General features: G+C 62.9%; 2 protein-coding genes. One reads left to right on the forward strand and one right to left on the reverse strand.

Going from position 1 to position 2646, the window contains the following annotated elements:
• On the forward strand, positions 1–940 hold a 940-nt coding region (locus ACY693_RS18080), incomplete at its 5' end, for an HRDC domain-containing protein (RefSeq protein WP_462323202.1).
• 25 nt (positions 941–965) lie between these two features.
• Here ACY693_RS18080 and ACY693_RS18085 read toward each other — a convergent pair.
• Positions 966–2646 (reverse strand): NHL repeat-containing protein (locus tag ACY693_RS18085; protein ID WP_462323203.1); only part of this gene is annotated, 1681 nt, incomplete at its 5' end.

A 2646-nucleotide genomic window follows, 5' to 3' on the forward strand; every position in this document is an offset into this window, starting at 1 on the left:
CTTTGGACATAATCAGGTCAGCACCTTCGGCATCGGCACCGAGCTGAGCGCTGAGCAATGGAAGTCAGTCTATCGGCAGTTAGTGGCGGCGGGCCTGGCACAGGTCGATATCGAGGGTCATGGTGGTCTCAGGCTCAACCGCGAGGCCTGCCGGCCGCTCTTCCGCGGCCAGCAGACGCTCAAGCTGCGGCGCGACCCTGACCGCAAGCGCGCTGGCTCCGAGCGGCGCACGCCGGCCGCCGCGCCCACTGACCCCGAAGCCAATGCGCTCTGGGAGCGCCTACGCTCTCGCCGTCGGGCACTCGCCGATGAGCAAGGCGTGCCGCCCTTCCATGTCTTCCCCGACAGTACCCTGCGCGAGCTGGTCGCCTACCGGCCCCGCAACCAGGACGAGCTCGCCCGGATCAGCGGTGTTGGCCTGGTCAAGCTCGAGCGTTATGGCGAGGCGTTTCTTGCCGAGCTGAAGACGCATGAGGCCGAGCACGGCCGCCCCGAGCATCTGCCGCCATTGCCGCCGGAAAAGCTGCGCTCCGAGAGCGGGCGCGATGTCCGCGGCAGTGCAGAACGAAGCAGCGCTGGAGCGGCCTCTGGGACCTCTGGCGCCGCCAGTGGCCGCATCTGGCAAAGCGACCTCAGCGACACCGTCCGCGAAACCCTGGCACTCGCGCGCGCCGGGACCGGTATCGACGAGATCGCCCGGCAGCGCGCGCTCAAGCCCACCACCGTCTATAGCCATCTCGCGCGCTGCATCGAATTTGGCGAGCTGCCATTGCGTGATGTCCTGTCTCTATCCGAAGACGAGCTAAAGACCATCCGCTACGCCCTCGAACAGATCCCACCTGATTCACCGATGGCACTGAAACCGGCCTTCGACGCACTGAATGGCGAATACGACTACGGGGTGCTGCGCTGCGTGCGGGCGGGGTTAGATCAAATCTAAGCGCCCATGATCCATGGTCACATGGTCACCTTGGCGGTGGGGTCGCAAGCCCGACAAAGATGACGATTCCATCGCCACCTGGGTTTGCCAGAACGTCGACATCGAATCGAGGCTTCCAGTTGTTGACGGCCCACAGGTTCCCAGCCGCATCGATCTGGACACTGGTCTGACGCATCATCGGCACAAAGCTCGGTGGCGCACCTGGGCCATATAGGGGATCGCCGTTGGGGAGCAAGACCTGGGTGCCTTCAGAGGGCAGCGTGTAGCCCGTCTCGGGCGAGATCGGGTCACCGAGCTGCAGCCCTGGCGGGCATGCGGCCGGATTGGCGCCACACAGCTTCGAGACGCGGCCGCTATCAAAGACATTGCCGATCCCAAGGTCGCCGAAGTTTGCAACCCAGATATTGCCCTCGCCGTCCACAGCCATGCCCCAAGGACCATCGATCCCACCGCCAGTGAACTCTCCGAGTGGCTCTCCGTTGGCGCTGTAGGCGAACACGGAATCCGTGCCCTGTGACGCGATCCAGGCGTTACCCGCATAATCAGCAGCCACGACCTTCAGGGTATTGCCCACTGGTGCAATAAAGGTTTGCTCCAGCTCACCGGTCTCAGTGAGCTGGTATCGAGCGATGCTGCTTTGATTCTCCCCCGCCAGCCCGCCGGAGAAGGTCACCCAGGCAGCCGCTTGACCTGGGATCGGCGCGACTCCGAATGGCGCATTCTCCCAGTCGACAACCGCAGAAACGATGTCATGGGGATCGCCATTGCGAAATACCCAGACGCCACTGCCACCGGCGACATTGGTATCACCAAAGCTCGCCATCCAGATGTTGCCGAAGTCATCAGGCTCAATGGCCTGAACGCGGTAAGGGCCGAAGTAACCAACGTCCGGCGAGATTGGCGAACCGTCGGCCGCGTCGAACTGCGACACGCTCCCTGTACCCGCCCCGCTCGAACTGCTGGGTGTCTGGCTTGGGAAATAGAGGTCTTCCGGGCTGCCCCAGCCGAAATTGCCGAACCAGACTCGATCGCGTTGGTCGACCGACACGCCCCAGCCCACGCCGAGCAGGCCGCCTGAGTCAAAGGGTGATATTGGCTCGCCTGCGGTTCCATCCGCAGGTTTGCCGTCAGGTCTCAAGACGACATTGTATTTGGTCGAGTTTGGGGTCCCTTGGGTGACGTTGTTGGCGACCCATGCGTAGCCGTAGGAGTCCCAGGCAACATTTGCGGCACCGCCGAAAGGAATATCGGGCCGCCCCGTGTCGTGGAGCTTCACAGTCACAGTCCACTGATCAGGCGGCTGGCTGAGTGCCGGTGCATAGGCCGGACGCAGCGAGGATAAAGAAAAGATCAGAGCAGGGTCGAAAGCGGGATTTCGGGCAAGATTGGCGAGCGCAACGAACATATCCGCGGGCACCTGGCCCTGCTCGTTACTGAGCAGCGGGAGCAGCGCGCTGGTGAGAAAAGGCGACCCAGCAGTTAAGTTGATGAGGTTGGCGAGGGAGCGTGTCAGTCTCAGTGAGTTGGTCTGATCCGCGTTTGGCGAGCTATTCAGCACCGCCGAGATCGCTCCAGTGACAGGATTCGCAATGTTGGTGCTCATCATCGCCGCAATGCGCAGGCGGAACGCGTCGCCGGCAATCTGCCCGGAGCGCAGAAACTGCGCCATCGCGTACGACCCGGCAACGCTGGTCACCTCATTGATG

This window comes from Halochromatium sp. (assembly GCF_054919635.1).